A 14,543-nucleotide genomic window follows, 5' to 3' on the forward strand; every position below is an offset into this window, starting at 1 on the left:
GCCAAAGATGCCGCTGGCATTATAATAATTATAGTCTCGGGCGCCGTTGCTGATCGTCCAGTTGCCGATGGCGGCAGCCGGGACGTTGCCGGCGACCTGGCCCGGGCCTTTGACGAAGGAACCTGTAACCGCGCCGTTGAGGGCGGAGCCGGATGGCAGAGTTCCGCTCAGCGGTCCGCCGAATTGATTTGCAGCGTTGGTGACGCCCGGTGCCGAAAGATTGCCACCGAAGCTTAAGCCGTTGGTATTCTGAAAATGCTGTGCGTCGAATTGCGAGACGTTAAACGTGCCGCTGCGGCTGCCGAAGTCCCAATGCATGGCGACATTGCCCGAGGCGGGATAGGTTTGTTGCACGTTCGGTTGGCATTGAGTGCCAAACAAGTCCGTTGTCACACTTGCCAGCGTCGTTCCTGCATAGTCCGCCCCGCCGGTAATCGGCAGCGCGCCGACCGTGTCCTTGATGATGTCGCCTGCGACCCAATAGCCGAGCGCCGTGACGTGATTTGTCGCGGTGTCTGATGTGTTCCTGAACTCGAGATCGGCCCCCCAGCCGCCCCACTTCAGGAAGTCGCAATTGGTGCAAAGGACGGTTCCCGCTCCAGTGAAGCCGTAGATCGCAGCGACTGAGTAATCTGAGACAGTCGTTTTGTCGACGAGAGCGGGCGGAATACCAGCCGTTCCGTTATAAGCCGTTATGTCATTCGGACCGACCGCGATCCCTGCGAACAGAGAACTTGCGGTCGGAGGAGCGCCTGGCCCGGAAGGCACATCAAAGTTCGTTTGGAAAAATGGAACGAAGATTATGTCGACTCCGCCCGCGCCTGCCTCCCCGTTGTTGACAAACAATGACAGCGTGGCGCCGGTGAAATTCTGATTGGCATCGAAGGACGGCACGAACTGCAGGGGGTTGAGGTTGCTCAACGTGCCTGACGGCGGGTCTCGATTTTCATAATTACATTCGTCGCACTCGTCGGGCGTGGAGTATTGGGTGAAGGAGCCACCCGCGTATCCCGAGAAGAGCGTTGTCAACTGTTGCGGCTGGCCCGGCTCCGACGGCGTTTCAAGCGCATTGTTGAACTCGTCGATCTCTTTCTGAATCTGATCCTGGATCTGCGTCGCGGTCGCGGTCGAGATGATCTCGTTATAGTTGTTGCCTTGGATGATGAGCTGACCTTGATTGGGGCCGGACGGAGGATTGGTGCCGGCGTTGTTGTAGGTGCCCACCTTGGTCAGTGCCGCCATCATGGCGTTGATGGCCGCTTGCGTCGTCGGCGAGATCGTCGTGCCGGAACCACTGACATAGAAGCTGTTACCCGGCTGGAAGATCGTGCCCTGGCCGGCAAGCGTCAGCGAGACGCCGTAGAGGAAGGAATAGATCGCCGATTTCGGTCCGGTGATCTGACCCATAAACATTCCGCCGCGGATGGCGAGCGCGCCTTGCGGCGTGTTGACGGTGACGCCGCCCTCGTTCTTCGACAGCTTGCCGCCGACGAAGCGCATCACGCCCTTGGAGAAGGTGGCGACCATCTCGCCCGACTTTTTGTTCGGGTCGTAGACGAATTTGTCGATGGTGAGGTCCGAGCCCGGGCCGACGGTGAAGGTCGAGCCGTCGACGAGCAGCACCTGAACGAGGCCGCTGTCTGTGGTGTTGATGTGCTCGTTGAAGAAGATCGACTTGCCGATGTTGAGCTGCGACTTGGGCGAGCCGTTCAAGCTCGAGAAGGCGTCCGGGTTGACGGCCGCCGCAACCCCGACCTTGTCGGCATGCGCCGGCGTGCCGGCCACGGCGAGAGAGAGCCCAAGACCGAGGGCAAAGAGGGCCCCGTTTGCCCAACCCTCTCCCCAAAGGGGAGAGGACAATGTGGCAGGCGCGCGACGGGTCGCTCCCCGGAGGGGAGAGTCGTAGGGCAAGCGTGGATTGCGGCTCGTCATCCCTCAGAACCTCTTCTGCACCCCGACAAGAGCCGTCAGATCGTTGAACGTATATATATCATAGTTCGAGTCCTGGTCGCGATACTCGACCTGCGGAACCAAGGCCCAGGTTTCCGCCACGGGAAGGACGAGCGCGCCGCGTGTCCAGAACACGCGATCCGTTTCGGCCGCATTCGGATTGATGGTGGGGTCGGGGTCGTCGTAATTGCGCCGCACGAAGCCCGCGCCCCATTGGAACGTCCATGGATATTGCGCCTGCCATAGCGGGTTGTTGAAGGTCCAGGCGAAACCGCCCGACACCGCCATCTCCCAGTCGGTATAGAAGTCGGCCTTGGCGTCCTCGCGCTGGGCGTAGGCTTGCGTGGTGATCACGAAGCCGGGCGAGAGATAATAAGAGTAGGTCGCGCCGAGCCGCGTCTGCCAGCCGGTGCGGAGCGAATTGGTGGGAAGGTCGGAGGTGTCGTTGAACTGACGGTCGCGCGTCTCGAGCCTGGCGTCGAGCACGCTTTGCGGGGCGGCGAAGGAGAGGAAGCGGACGCCGGCGCCGGGCGCGCCGAAATAGTAGTCGTAGCCGAGATAAGCGAGGTCGCCGATGGCGTAGATGTAGCCGCGCGAGTTGTCGATGCCGAAGCGCCGCAAATTGAAGCTCGGGCCGATCGTCGCCTCGAAGAAGTCGAGGCTGATGTCGCTCAGCGTATTGTCGAAACAGGCGGTCGAATAAGCGAGCGCGTCGACCTCGATGCGGTCGCCCTGCTTCAAGTTCCAGTTGTAGTGCAGCGTGCCGATGTTGAGCGCGCTCCAGCCCTCGTGGCCGACGGTCTGACTGTCGATGGTGAAGTCGATGCCGTTCAGCGTCACGCTCTGCGTGCCGGGGCCGGAATTGGCGTTGCTCTCCCACCGGATGGCCGAGAAGATGGTGGCCGAGAAGGGGGGCGGGTCCTGGGTGAGCGACATCTGCGCGAGGTACATCTTGATCTGATTTGCGACCTCGGGCGGAACTTTCGGGTTGGCCAGCGCTTGTGCGAAGTAGGAGCGGGAGACCTCGTAGGCGCCGATCTTGTAATAGAGCGCACCGAGCTCGAGCTGGAGGCGAGGGGTGTTCGGCGCATAGATCAGCATGCGCTCGAGCGTCGAGATGGCGCCCTCGTAGTCGCCGGCTTCGGAGGAGAGCTTGGCATATTCGAAGGCGAGGTCGAGATCGTTCGGCCGCGCCAGCATCTGCTTGAGCAGGGCCTCGCGCTGGGCATCGAAACCTGTCGCTTGAGCAAGTGCCATAGACGGCGCGGTCGCGGTCGCGACCAGAGCCGCGATCGCAAGCGCGATCGCGCACTTCATCCACCCCGTCATTTCGCCGCTCGGCCTTTCTTGAGGCATCCCAGGAACCGATTCCCAAGATGCCGCCCTTCCCGGCCAGACGTTAGCCAGTTAACCCTTTGCCAGCAAGGGCTGGACGGCGTTTTCTGAATATTTTCAAAGGTCCTGTGGCAGAGTAAACACGCGATTCGTCAAGCATGGTTAACGCTATGACCGGGGTGCAAGAGGACCAGGGCAAGGTATTGGAATTCCTCGCTCTGCCTAAGGCCTATCCCGATCGGCCGAGGACCGTGGAACGGATCGAGACCCACGCCTCGGTCGTGTTTCTTGCCGGCGACTTCGCCTACAAGGTGAAGCGCGCGGTCAAATACCCGTTTCTCGATTTTTCCACCCTCGAGAAACGGAGGCTGGCCGCCGAGAACGAGCTCCGCATCAACCGGCGGACGGCGCCCGGCCTCTATCTCGATGTCCTCCCCGTTACTCTCGGGCCTCAAGGCCGCCTTGCCCTCGGTGGCACGGGCGAGGTGGTGGAGTGGGTGCTCCGCATGCGGCGTTTCGATCAGCGGTGCCTCTATGAGCGCATGGCGGAGGAGGGCCGGCTCGAGCTTGCCGCGATGCGTCCGCTTGCCGAGACGATCGCCGCCTTCCATGCCGATGCCGCTCGCTCTCTTACCGTTGGGCAGTGGATGCGTCAGCTCGGCGGCATTCTCGATGAGCACGAGAGGATGCTCGGCGCCCGTCCCGATCTCTTCCCAGCCGAGGAGGCGAAGGGCCTCATTGCGGCGAGCCGGGCCGCATTTGCCGACCTTTTGCCGCTAATTGAGTCGCGTTCGCGGGGCGGTTTCGTGCGCCATTGCCACGGCGATCTTCACTTGCGCAACATCGTCGAGATCGAAGCAAAACCCGTCCTGTTCGATGCCATCGAATTCGACGATGCGCTCGCCACGATCGACGTCCTCTACGACCTCGCCTTCCTCGTCATGGACCTCGGCAAGCGGAAGCTTGCGGGCCATGCCAACGCCGTGCTCAACGCTTATCTCGATGCCGACGGAAGCTCCGGCAATCTCTTGGGGCTCGCGGCTCTTCCGCTCTTCCTCTCGCTGCGGGCGATGATCAGGGCGAAGGTCGAGACGCTGCGTGCGGGTGCGGCCGAAGAGGCGAGGGACGAGGCCGAGGGTGAGGCGCGCAACTATTTCGCGCTTGCCCGGGCGTTTCTACAAGTCCCGGATAGGCCTAAGCTTATCGCCATCGGCGGGTTGTCGGGCTCGGGCAAGTCGGCGGTGGCGGCGGCGATTTCTCCTCGTCTTGGCGCCTTCCCGGGGGCGGTACATGTGCGGAGCGACGTCGAGCGCAAGCGCCTGTTCGGGGTTTCTCCCGAGGTCCGCCTCCCGGCCGAAGCCTACCTCGCGGGAATTTCCGACGAGGTCTATGCCATCTGCCGCAAGCGCGCGCGGTTTGCGCTCCGCTCAGGCCGCACGGTGATGGTCGATGCCGTCCATGCCAAACCCGAGGAGCGGGCGGCGATCGAGGCCCTCGCCGCCGAGGAGGGCGTTCCGTTCACGGGGCTCTGGCTCGAAGCCCCGCGCGAGGTCATGCGGGCGCGGGTGGCGAAGCGTCTCCATGATGCATCCGACGCCACGCCTTCCGTGGTCGACGAGCAGCTCCGTTACGAGATCGGCCCGCAAAACTTCGAACTGATCGACGCCGGGCTTCCGCTTGCACAAGTTGCTCACGCCGCGCTCGAGGCCATCGGCGCCGCGCCTAACCGGACGGCCTAGCTTCACCCTTTGCTAACCCACCTTGGCTGAGAGTGGCCGTGGCGCGCCTTTTCATGGACCCGGGCCTCCATAGCAGGCCGTCCGGCGCCTTGGGCATGCCCTGTCGGGGGGCCTGACATTGAGTGAAGTGGCTGGGCGTAGCCCCGCTCCTGAAGCGGGTGGCGCAGGCGCGTTCGCGACTTCTGTCGAGGGGCGGCGAACGCACCTCCTCATTGCGCTCGCGCTCGCGGCAAGCCTCGGAGCGGTACTTGCGGCCTGCGGGGGCAACGGGCCGCAGCTTGGCGAGCGCGTCATTCCGCTCGGCCAGCCGGTGCCCAAGGGCGGCGGCGTGTACATGGTCGGCAAGCCCTATCAGATCGGCGGCATCTGGTACACGCCGCGCGAAGATCCGACCTATAACCGCGTCGGGCGGGCGTCTTGGTACGGCGAGTTGTTCCACGGCCGCCGTACCGCAAATGGCGAGATCTACGACATGGATCGGCTGTCGGCGGCGAGCCCCATCCTGCCGCTTCCCGTCTATGTGCAGGTGACCAATCTCGAGAATGGACGGACGATCGTGGTGCGGGTCAACGATCGCGGTCCTTACGCCAATGACCGCATCCTCGACCTGTCCCGCCGCTCGGCCGAGGTGCTCGGCTTCCGTGGAAGCGGAACGGCGCTCGTGCGCGTCAAATATCTCGGCCGCGCGCCGTTGAGCGGGGACGACCGCTACGAGCAGAAATTCCTTGCGAGCCAAAGCTTCATGCAGGTGGCCGCCAAGGGCTCGCGCAAAGGCAAGGCCCCCAAGGCCGACATCGTAAGCCTCCCGCCCGAGAACCCCGAAAACCTCGAGACGCCGTGGAAGGAGGCGCCACCGCAGCCGGCCGCAACGGCTGGTACAGAGGAGACGGTGCGCCGGGCGTCCTTGCCGCCGGCCAAGAAGGGTCAACCCGCGCAGGATCAAGCGGTATCCTACGGTTGGACCATCGTCGCGCCGCCGAAGGAGGCGGAAGCCATCCCCTTCGACGGCCCGCTCTACTGGCAGGCAAGCCCGCGGGCTGCCCAGGTGTCGCAACCGTCGGCGACCGGATCGCTGCCGCAAGCTGCCGGCCCAGGAGGAGGCTTCCTGATCCAGGCGGGGTCCTTCAAGAACCGGGAAAATGCCGACCGAGCGCGCGCAGCGCTCTCGCCGATCGGGCCGGTCGAATTGGCGGAAACAGGCGCTGCCGGCAACCTCTATTTCCGGGTGAGACTCGGCCCTTTTGCCGATCGAGGGGCGGCCGAGGCCGCGCTTTCCAAGGTCGCACAAGCCGGCTATCAAGGCGCCACGATTGTCGCCAAGAAATAGCGCGCTCTCGCTCGCGCGAGTTGCTTTTTTGCCTTAGTCGCTCGATATTTCCTGTTGGGGATCGGCATGGTGGCCGTCCGCGTATCCAATTCAACCTTGCCACGGCAGAGCGTGCACGCGTTGCGACTTGATAGGTGGATCAAGCTCACGGCGGCGGTGGCGTTCGCGGTGATGGCCGCGGCGCCCGTCGCAGCCTTGGGACGCGATGCCGCCGCTCCCTCGGGGCCGATCGAGACCAAGGCCAAGCATGCCCTGCTCATGGACGCCGACGCCAATCTCGTCCTGTTCGAGAAGGATGCCGACGCGCTCGTGCCGCCCGCCAGCATGAGCAAGCTGATGACGCTCGCGATCGTGTTTCGCGAGCTCAAGGCGGGGCACATCACGCTCGATACCGAATTTCCCGTGAGCGAACATGCCTGGCGCACCGGCGGCGCCCCGTCTGGCTCATCCGCCATGTTCGCGCCGCTCAACAGCAAGGTCACGGTGTCGGACCTCATCCAGGGGATCACCGTGCAGTCGGCGAACGACGCGGCCATCATCCTCGCCGAGGGCATCTCGGGCACAGAGGACGCATTCGCCAAGGAAATGAATAAATTCGCCCGCGAAATTGGCCTCACCAAGTCGACCTTCGTGAATGCCACCGGGCTACCGGCCGAAGGTCATCTGATGACGGCGCGCGAGCTCGGCATTCTCGCCCGCTATCTGATCTACACCTACCCCGAATACTACCACTTCTTCGGTGAGCCCGAGTTCAAGTATCGCGAGAAGTTCGTATTCCGGAACCGCAATCCGCTGATCGGCTCCGACCTCGGCGTCGACGGGCTCAAGACCGGGTTCATCGAAGAGGCGGGGTATGGTCTCGTCGCGAGCGCCAAGCGCGGCGACCAGCGCCTGATCCTCGTCGTCAACGGCCTCGACAGCAAACAGGACCGCGAGGGCGAGCCGCGCAGGCTGCTCGAGTGGGGATTCAAGAACTTCAGGCCGTTCAGGCTGTTCGACCAAGGCCAGAAAGTGAGCGACGCTCTCGTATGGGGTGGCACCCAGCATTACGTGCCGCTCGTCGGCGCCGGCAATATCGACATCATCCTGCCGATCAATTCCAGCGGCAAGGTGTCGGCGTCGGTCGTTTATCAAGGGCCGATCAAGGCGCCGATCCGCAAGGGCGACAAGGTGGCGGTGCTGCGCGTGACCTCGACCGAATCCTCGGCAACCAACGAGATCCCGCTTTATGCCGGCGACGACATCGCCCAAAGCAACTTCGCCATGCGCGGGCTGGACTCTTTATTCGTGCTGGCATTCGGCTGGCTGCTATAATTTCTCATCATGATGCAGCGCGCAGCGGTCGAAACCGGCCGATTCATAACGTTCGAAGGCGGGGAGGGCAGCGGCAAGTCGACCCAGGCCGGCATCCTCGCCAACCGGCTGACGCGCGCCGGCCGTCAGGTGTTCTCGACGCGTGAGCCCGGCGGCACACCCGCTGCCGAGGAAATCCGCGAAGCTCTGCTCTCGGGCAAGGTGTGGCAATACGGGCCTTTTGCCGAGGCCTTGATGTTCTCCGTGGCGCGCGCGGATCACGTCGAGAATGCGATCGGGCAAGCGCTGCTGTCCGGCAAATGGGTGGTGTGCGACCGCTTCCTCGATTCGACGCGAGCCTACCAGGGAGCGACGGCCGGCGTGCCGCGGGCCCTCATCAACGCGCTCGAACGTATTACGCTGTCAGGGCTTCTGCCCGACATCACCTTCATCCTCGACATTCCTCCCGAGGAGGGCCTCGCGCGCGCGGCCGAGCGCCGCGGCGTGCAGGTTCCCGACCGATTCGAAAGCCAGGAGCTGATGCTGCACGAGCGGGTGCGCCGCGCCTTCCTCGACATCGCCGAGGAGGAACCCGATCGCTGCGTGGTGATCGACGCGAGCCAGCCGGAGGCGATGGTCGCCGAGGACGTGTGGGAAGTCGTCCTCAATCGCTTGAGCCCATGAGCGCAGCGGCGGAGCGTCAGCGCGCCGCTCCCGCCGAGCCTGACCGGCTGGAAGGCTTCTCCTCTCCGCGCGAGGTCGATCGCGTATTCGGTCACGAGGCGGCAATCGCCGAGTTCGAGGACGCACTTCGCTCGGGCCGCATGCATCATGCGTGGCTTCTGACGGGGCCCGAGGGGATCGGCAAGGCGACGCTTGCCTATCGCTTCGCCCGCACCGTGCTCGCCCACGGCGGGCACCATGGCGAGGCTGAAGCGATCTTCCGCAAAGTCGCGGCGCTTTCCCACCCCAACCTTCTGCTGCTGCTCCGCCCCTATAACGAGAAGACGAAACGCTACGGCCAGTGGATCAGTGTCGACGAGGTGAGGCGCCTGCGCGCCTTTCTCGGCAACACCGCGGGCGAAAGCGGCTGGCGCGTGGTCATCGTCGACCGCGCCGACGAGCTCAATACCAACGCGGCGAATGCGCTTCTAAAGGCCTTGGAGGAACCCCCCGGGCAGACCCTCTTTCTGCTGATCTCGGCCGCCGAGGGGAGGCTTCCGGTCACCATCCGCTCGCGCGCACGCACGCTGCGCCTTTTCCCCCTCCAAGAGTCCGACGTCGAACGAGCCGTGCGCGCCGCCCTCGCGCGCGACGGATACGAGACCGATGAGGCGACGCTGGCGACGGCGCTTGCCCTCGCGCAAGGGAGCGTGCGCCGCGCGCTCGAATTGATCTCGAGCGAGGGGATCGGACTCTACGGCGAGATCATCGACACGTTCGCCAGGCTGCCCGAGCTCGACGCGACGCGCCTGCATAAGGTGGTGGACGGGCTTTCAAATGCGAGCGAAAGCGAGCGGCTCGAACTCTATTTCTCGCTCCTGCTCGGCCTCATCGAGCGGCTGATCCGCTTTGCGGCGACAGGAGAGGGGGCCACGGATCGCGAGCGGGAGCTTGGCTTGCGCCTTTTGTCGCGCGCCAATCTCGCTTATTGGGCGGGAGCCTGGGAGGCGATCGCCGAGGAAAGGTCGGAGGCTATCGCGCTCAACCTCGACAAGAGCCTGCTCGTACTCGACACCTGGTTCCGCCTGCAGAAGCTTGCGCGCGAACACCCTGTTTAGCTCATTGCGCAGGCGCGCTTGCCTGTGCTTGCGACTAAGGGCTATTCAAGCCCCATGGCGGACACGGTTTCCTACTACATCACCACGGCCATCTCCTATCCGAACGATGCGCCCCATATCGGGCACGCCTACGAGGCGGTCGCCACGGACGCGCTCGCGCGCTTCCGGCGCCTCCAGGGCCGCGATGTCTTCTTCCTCACCGGCACCGACGAGCACGGCATCAAGATGCTTCAGACCGCCAAGGCGCAAGGCATCACCGCGGCCGAGCTCGCCGACCGCAACACGCCCAAGTTCCGCGACATGGCGCGCGTGCTCGAGTGCTCCAACGACGATTTCATCTCGACCCGTGAGGAGCGGCACAAGCGCGCCTGCCAGGAGCTGTGGCGGCGCATGCAGGCGGCAGGCGACATCTATCTCGGCAAATATGCGGGATGGTACTCAGTGCGCGATGAGGCCTATTACGACGAAAGCGAGCTGAAAGAGGGATCGGACGGCAAGAAGCTCTCGCCGCAGGGAACGCCGGTCGAGTGGGTCGAGGAGGAGAGCTATTTCTTCAGGCTCTCGGCCTATCAGGACAGGCTGCTCGCCTATTACGAATCCCATCCTCAGTTCATCGGGCCGGACACGCGCGCGAACGAAGTGAAGAGTTTCGTGCGCGGCGGCCTGCAAGACCTTTCCATCTCGCGCACGACCTTCGACTGGGGCATTCCCGTGCCGGGCGATCCCAAGCACATCATGTATGTGTGGGTCGATGCCCTCACCAATTACCTTACCGGCGTCGGCTTCCCCGACGAGAATTGCGAGACGTTCCGGCGTTATTGGCCGGCCAACGTGCATATCATCGGCAAGGACATCGTGCGCTTTCACGCCGTCTATTGGCCGGCTTTCCTCATGTCGGCGGGCGTTGAGCCTCCCGAGCGCGTGTTCGGCCACGGCTTCCTGTATAGCCGCGGCGAGAAGATGTCCAAATCGATCGGCAACGTGGTCGATCCCTTCGCGCTCACCAAGGAATTCGGCGCCGATCAGCTTCGCTACTTCCTCCTGCGCGAGGTCCCCTTCGGGCAGGACGGCAATTACAGCCGCGAGGCCATCATCCAGCGCATCAATGCCGACCTTGCCAACGATCTCGGCAATCTCGCCCAGCGGTCGCTGTCGATGATCGCCAAGAATTGCGGAGGTGTTGTGCCGAAGCCAGGCGCGTTCACACCGGCCGACCGAGCGATCCTTGCCTCCGCCGATGCGGCGCTCGCGCGCGTCGGCGCCGCGATCGACGAATTCGCCATCCACCGCGCGCTCGAGATCGTTTGGGCGCTGGTCGCCGACGCCAACCGCTACTTCGCCGGCGAGGAGCCGTGGGCGCACAAGAAGACGAATCCGGAGCGCATGGGAACGATCCTCTACGTCACGGCCGAGGTGACGCGGCAAATCGCCATTCTGGTGCAGCCGGCGATGCCGAAGAGCGCGGGGCTCCTGCTCGATCAGCTCGGCGTGGCCGAGGATGAGCGCGATTTTGCCGCGCTCGGCGTCAAGGGACGCCTCAAGCCTGGCGTGAAACTGCCGCAGCCTGCCCCCGTCTTTCCGCGTTATGTCGACACGGACAGCGAGGCCGCCGCGTCCTAGCGCCTGTTACCCGTGGCAGAGTTGCAAAATCCTCGCCTCGTCGACTCCCTCGACAAGGACGCCGCCGATTACGGTACGCGGGACGGCCGTGTCGCCAAACCGCCGTATCATGAGCGCTTGGACTTTTGGCGTCGTCGCATCGAGGATTCTGTAGCTGATGTGATTGCGGGCCAGGATTGCCCTGACCTGTCTGCAATAGGGGACACCACCACGCGTTATACAAAGTGACGCTCTTGCTACAGCCCGCTCCGACCGGTTCGGCGCTGATGACGGACAGCGTGACCGCGATGGCGGCAACTACGATCCCGCGATTGACAGCGAACATGCGCTTCGGCATCGACAAGCCCTTATTGCTCCGTTGGCCTATATGCGGCACATAGTGCTCCTGACCGGCCCTTAGCCTAGCAGCTTGAAGAATATCGGATCTTTCATTCTTCCGTGATGCTGATCGACAGCCACTGCCATCTCGATTTTCCCGAGCTTGCCGCCGACCTCGACGGCGTGCTTGCGCGCGCGCGGGGCGCCGGCGTCGATCTGATGCTCACCGTCTCGACCAGAGTCCGCCGCTTCGCGGCGATCAAGGCGATCGCAGAGGCGCATGAGAATGTGTTCTGCTCGGTCGGCACGCATCCGCACCACGCCGCCGAAGAAACCGACGTCACCGTCGAGGAGCTGATCGAGCTTGCGCGCCATGCCAAGGTCGTGGCGATCGGCGAGGCCGGCCTCGACTACCACTATGACTACAGTCCGCGCGGCGTTCAGGAGAAGAGCTTCCGCACCCACATCGCCGCCGCGCGCAAGACGGGCCTGCCGCTCATTATCCATGCCCGCGAAGCCGATGCCGATATCGCCCGCATTCTCGAGGAGGAGACGAAGGAGGGCGCCTTTTCCTTCGTACTGCATTGCTTCACGAGCGGCGCGGAGCTTGCGCGCGCCGGTCTTGCGCTCGGCGGCTATATCTCCTTCTCAGGCGTCGTCACGTTCAAGAACGCGGAGCATTTGCGCGAGATCGCGCTTTCCGCTCCGCGCGACCGCCTCCTGGTCGAGACCGACGCGCCCTATCTTGCCCCGGTGCCCATGCGGGGAAAGGTCAACGAGCCAGCCTTCGTCGCGCACACGGCGGCACGGCTCGCCGAGCTCCGGGGCGTGAGCGGCGAAGAGCTCGCGCGCACCACGAGCGCGAACTTCTTTCGCCTGTTCAACAAGGTGCCGCGCACGAGCCGGGCCAGCCCGCAAAGCGCCGCATGAGCCTCAAGGTCACCATCCTCGGCTGCGGCACGTCCGGCGGCGTGCCGCGCATCGGCAATGTGTGGGGGGCGTGCGACCCGTCGAACCCCAGGAATCGCCGGCGGCGCTGCGCGCTTCTGGTCCAGCGCGAGGGCGCGAAGGGGATGACCAATGTCCTGGTCGATACTCCGCCCGACCTACGCGAGGGACTACTCGACGCCAATGTCGGGCTGCTCGATGGGGTGCTCTATACCCACGACCACGCCGATCACACCCACGGCATCGATGACCTGCGGGTCGTCGTCTATAACGGTAACCAGCGCCTCAAGGTTTATTCCGACAAGACGACGTTAGAGGTGCTTCGCCAGCGCTTCGACTATTGCTTCGAAACGCCTGCGGGCAGCGACTATCCAGCGGTCCTTCTCGCCCAGGAAATCGTTGCCGGGCAGGCCGTGCCAATCGAGGGACGGGGCGGGGCGATCGAGGCGCTCGCCTACCGGCAAATCCACGGGCGCGGCACGTCGCTCGGCTTCCGCTTCGGCGGTCTCGCCTATTCGCCCGATGTGAGCGATTTCCCGGAGGAATCGCTCGAGCTCCTGCGCGGGCTCGACATCTGGATCATCGATGCCCTTCGCTACACGTTTCACCCGAGCCATTTCTCGGTCGGCCAAGCTCTTGAGTGGATCGGCAAGCTGAAGCCGAAGCGCGCGATCCTCACGCATATGCATATCGATCTCGATTACGCGACGCTTGCCCTCGAGCTGCCGCAGGGCGTCGAGCCCGCCTATGACGGCATGGTGCTCGAGGTCGCCGGGTGAGGAAACTCAAGACTCGATGATCTCGCCCGTCCTGGCGAAAGACGGCATGGCGAGCTCGACGAAAATCTCGGCGACCTGCTCCGGCGTGGGGAGGCTCGCCTGATCCTCGCCCGGATAGGCCTCGGCGCGCATGCGCGTCGCGGTCGCGCCCGGATCGACGATGTTGACCTTGATCGCGCTGTCGGCGGTCTCGTTGGCGTAGGTCCTGGCGAGCGTTTCGAGCGCGGCCTTCGACACGGAGTAGGGGGCCCAGTAAGCCTTGGCGGTGCGCGCGACGCTTGACGTCACGAAGATCACGCGGCCGGCATCGGAGCGGCGGAGCAGAGGATCGAGCGTACGGATGAGCCGCCAATTGGCGGTGACGTTGGTTGCCATGACGCGCTCCCAGTGCTCGGAGGCGATATGCGTGAGCGGGGAGAGGCGCCCGAGGATGGCGGCGTTGCCGACGAAAATATCGAGCCGGCCGAAGCGCTCATAGAGCGTGGGGCCGAGCGCGTCGACCCGCTTGCCGTCGGTCAGATTGAGCGGAATGAGCGAAGCCTTGCCGCCCGCCTCCTTGATCGCGTCGTCAACCTCTTCCAGAGCGGCCTGAGAGCGGGCGAGCAGGAGCACGTGCGCGCCCTCGCGCGCATAGGCGAAGGCCACGGCCCGGCCGATGCCGCGCGAGGCGCCGGTGATGAGCGCGATGCGATCCTTGAGTCGTGGTTCTGTCACAGGAGATTAGTGTCATTGCGCGCGTGCGCGGGCAATCCGGTATTCGGCGGAGTGGCGGAAATGCTATCATTCGCCTCGCGCTCTGCCGGAGAGCGTCAGGTGCGGGGACAGGTGTTGTGTTCCGGCGGTGGCCTGAGGCCAATTTGACCTTCGAGCCAAGCATCAGAAATTGGGAGCCCGCGATGAAACTTGCGAGAGTCACACTGCCGTTCGTTGTTGCAGCGTCTTTTCTCATGCCGGTGCAGGCCTCGGCGGCCCCCGCTTACGCCTGTCAGCTCGCCGAGATCTTCGAATGCACGGCCGCGGCCGGCTGTCAGAGGGTGTCGGCGCAGCAGGCCAATCTGCCACCCGCCGTCACGCTCAATGTGAAAGAGAGGACCCTGTTCTCGGGACTGTTCGGCGGGCAGGGACTATTCGATCCGGGCGATGCTTACGAGGATGAGAACGTTCTCATCCTGCATGGCAGGCACCAGCTTCTGACCTGGACCGCCGTGGTCGCCAAGAGCACGGGTCAAATGTCGATGTCGATCGCCAATATCGGCCGGACCTACGCGGAATTCGGAACCTGCACGCCCCAAGAGTAGGGGCCGGAAGGCTGAACTGAATGCGCGACGCCTTTGGGCGATGTGGCTAACCGACCTCGGCGAGGAAGGAAAGCTGCTTCTGCGCGGGCGGGCCTTCGCGGTCCCTGAGGCGGGTCGGATATTCGCCGGTGAAGCAGTGATCGGTGAATTGCGGA

General features: G+C 64.1%; 13 protein-coding genes. 9 read left to right on the forward strand and 4 right to left on the reverse strand.

From position 1 onward, the window contains the following. Both VFB18_RS09155 and VFB18_RS09160 read right to left on the reverse strand, forming a co-directional pair. A partial coding sequence (locus tag VFB18_RS09155; protein WP_324973917.1) for a FecR family protein occupies nt 1-1,713 on the reverse strand: 1,713 nt, incomplete at its 3' end. Between the two features lie 222 nt (nt 1,714-1,935). Then, complete coding sequence (locus VFB18_RS09160) at nt 1,936-3,267, reverse strand: tetratricopeptide repeat protein (RefSeq protein ID WP_324973919.1); 1,332 nt, start codon at nt 3,265-3,267, stop codon at nt 1,936-1,938. A gap of 188 nt (nt 3,268-3,455) precedes the next feature. Here VFB18_RS09160 and VFB18_RS09165 point away from each other — a divergent pair, with 188 nt between their 5' ends. From VFB18_RS09165 to metG, 6 genes are all read left to right on the forward strand, one after another. Beyond that, on the forward strand, nt 3,456-5,024 hold the full coding sequence (locus VFB18_RS09165) for an AAA family ATPase (protein WP_324973921.1): 1,569 nt from the start codon (nt 3,456-3,458) through the stop codon (nt 5,022-5,024). 127 nt (nt 5,025-5,151) lie between these two features. Next, a complete protein-coding gene (locus VFB18_RS09170) occupies nt 5,152-6,351 on the forward strand; it encodes a septal ring lytic transglycosylase RlpA family protein (RefSeq protein WP_324973923.1) in 1,200 nt (399 codons plus the stop codon). A gap of 120 nt (nt 6,352-6,471) precedes the next feature. Continuing rightward, the gene (locus tag VFB18_RS09175; RefSeq protein WP_324973925.1) at nt 6,472-7,665 is read left to right on the forward strand and encodes a D-alanyl-D-alanine carboxypeptidase family protein; all 1,194 of its coding nucleotides are present in this window, start codon (nt 6,472-6,474) and stop codon (nt 7,663-7,665) included. Nucleotides 7,666-7,674: 9 nt separating this feature from the next. Further along, on the forward strand, nt 7,675-8,328 hold the full coding sequence (tmk, locus tag VFB18_RS09180) for a dTMP kinase (protein WP_324973928.1): 654 nt from the start codon (nt 7,675-7,677) through the stop codon (nt 8,326-8,328). Continuing rightward, a complete protein-coding gene (locus VFB18_RS09185) occupies nt 8,325-9,425 on the forward strand; it encodes a DNA polymerase III subunit delta' (RefSeq protein WP_324973931.1) in 1,101 nt (366 codons plus the stop codon). The genes tmk and VFB18_RS09185 overlap by 4 nt, the downstream gene beginning before the upstream one ends. Before the next feature lie 54 nt (nt 9,426-9,479). Then, entirely contained in the window at nt 9,480-11,045 is a 1,566-nt protein-coding gene (gene metG, locus VFB18_RS09190) for a methionine--tRNA ligase (RefSeq protein WP_324973934.1), read from the forward strand. Nucleotides 11,046-11,051: 6 nt separating this feature from the next. On the opposite strand, the gene VFB18_RS15795 is transcribed toward metG, so the two are convergent. Then, nucleotides 11,052-11,342, reverse strand: a complete 291-nt coding sequence (locus tag VFB18_RS15795; protein ID WP_414675677.1) for a glutaredoxin family protein — start codon at nt 11,340-11,342, stop codon at nt 11,052-11,054. A gap of 144 nt (nt 11,343-11,486) precedes the next feature. On the opposite strand from VFB18_RS15795, the gene VFB18_RS09195 reads away from it, so the two are divergent. Together VFB18_RS09195 and VFB18_RS09200 are read left to right on the forward strand one after the other, a co-directional pair. Beyond that, a complete protein-coding gene (locus VFB18_RS09195) occupies nt 11,487-12,293 on the forward strand; it encodes a TatD family hydrolase (protein WP_324973946.1) in 807 nt (268 codons plus the stop codon). Further along, nucleotides 12,290-13,090, forward strand: coding sequence for an MBL fold metallo-hydrolase (locus tag VFB18_RS09200; protein WP_324973938.1), 801 nt, complete (start codon nt 12,290-12,292; stop codon nt 13,088-13,090). The genes VFB18_RS09195 and VFB18_RS09200 overlap by 4 nt, the downstream gene beginning before the upstream one ends. Before the next feature lie 6 nt (nt 13,091-13,096). On the opposite strand, the gene VFB18_RS09205 is transcribed toward VFB18_RS09200, so the two are convergent. Further along, nucleotides 13,097-13,804 carry an SDR family NAD(P)-dependent oxidoreductase gene (locus tag VFB18_RS09205; RefSeq protein ID WP_324973941.1) on the reverse strand — a complete coding sequence of 236 codons (708 nt, stop codon included), beginning with the start codon at nt 13,802-13,804 and terminating at the stop codon, nt 13,097-13,099. 182 nt (nt 13,805-13,986) lie between these two features. Between VFB18_RS09205 and VFB18_RS09210 the strand changes: the two genes are divergently transcribed. Continuing rightward, nucleotides 13,987-14,388, forward strand: a complete 402-nt coding sequence (locus VFB18_RS09210) for a hypothetical protein (RefSeq protein ID WP_324973943.1) — start codon at nt 13,987-13,989, stop codon at nt 14,386-14,388. Nucleotides 14,389-14,543 lie beyond the last annotated feature (155 nt).

It is taken from the genome of Methyloceanibacter sp., assembly GCF_035650995.1.
In the GTDB taxonomy this organism is placed as follows: domain Bacteria; phylum Pseudomonadota; class Alphaproteobacteria; order Rhizobiales; family Methyloligellaceae; genus Methyloceanibacter.